This is a genomic window from Thermoanaerobacter sp. A7A (assembly GCF_000445185.1).
GTDB lineage: Bacteria > Bacillota > Thermoanaerobacteria > Thermoanaerobacterales > Thermoanaerobacteraceae > Thermoanaerobacter.
This window is the reverse complement of sequence record NZ_AVAF01000160.1, coordinates 1-1,021: the sequence shown is the minus strand read 5'-3', so window position 1 is coordinate 1,021 and position 1,021 is coordinate 1. Positions and strand designations below refer to the sequence as shown.

The window sequence follows — 1,021 nt, the reverse complement described above, 5'->3', positions numbered from 1 at the left end:
TCAGTGTGGCTATGGGCGTCTATCAAGCATTAGAGGCGGCCAAAGAACTAGAAAAAGAAGGTATAAGTGTTGAGGTTCTGGACCTAAGGACATTGGTACCGTTAGACCGCGAAGCCATAATAAATACTGTAAAAAAGACCCACAGAGTATTGGTGGTGGATGAAGACTACCTGAGCTATGGTATGAGCGGAGAAGTTGCTGCAACTGTAGTTGAGCATGCTTTTGACTACTTAGAAGCGCCTGTAAAAAGATTAGCGGTTCCAGACGTGCCTATACCATATTCTCGTCCTTTGGAGCAGTTTGTATTACCTTTAAGTTCTAAAATTGTGAATGCAGTTAAGGAATTGCTCAGGTCATAATAATGAAATTTCAAAGCAGGAGGACTGATATCTTATGCCATACGAATTTCGCATGCCTAACGTAGTATCAAATGGAATAGAAGGGTTTGTGGTGAATTGGTTCAAGGATGAAGGACAGCCAGTACAAGCAGACGAATTGCTGCTGGAAGTACAATTTGAAAAAGTAGTTGTTGAAATCCAGGCTCCAGTAAGCGGCATACTTACAAAAATCCTATGCCCCCAAGGCCATGTAGTCAAGGTTGGGCAGCCGCTCTGCTTGATCGAAGAAGAGGCCACGGAGGTGGCTGGAGGTAGTGAATCTGCGACACCTCCAGTCTATGCGCCAGAGGAAACAACCCACATCCACGGCGAAACGGAGCTAACAACCCAGAGTACTCCAATGGATTCCCAAGTCCATAGTAGCAACACGAGCGATGTAAGAGCCACTCCTGCAGCCCGTAAGCTTGCCCGTGAATTGGGAATTCCTCTGGAGGCAGTGCCGGGAACCAGCCCGGGTGGTCGTATTACTGAGGAGGATGTTAAGAAATTTGCACAACGTTCTGAAAAGACAGATTTAAAAGCAAAAAGGATACCCCTCACTCCTACTCAACGTTTAGTTGGTGCGAGGATGTTACAAAGCCTGCGAGAAACTGCACAGTTTACATTAGGGCGGGAGATAGATG

Annotated in this window: 2 protein-coding genes; both read left to right on the top strand. The window is 46.1% G+C overall.

Annotated elements, in window-relative coordinates; all coding sequences use genetic code 11:
• Nucleotides 1-359, top strand: a 359-nt coding sequence (locus M663_RS0112680; RefSeq protein WP_029689181.1) for a transketolase C-terminal domain-containing protein, incomplete at its 5' end; no start/stop codon positions are given.
• Nucleotides 360-393: 34 nt separating this feature from the next.
• A partial coding sequence (locus tag M663_RS0112675) for an E3 binding domain-containing protein (protein ID WP_029689180.1) occupies nt 394-1,021 on the top strand: 628 nt, incomplete at its 3' end.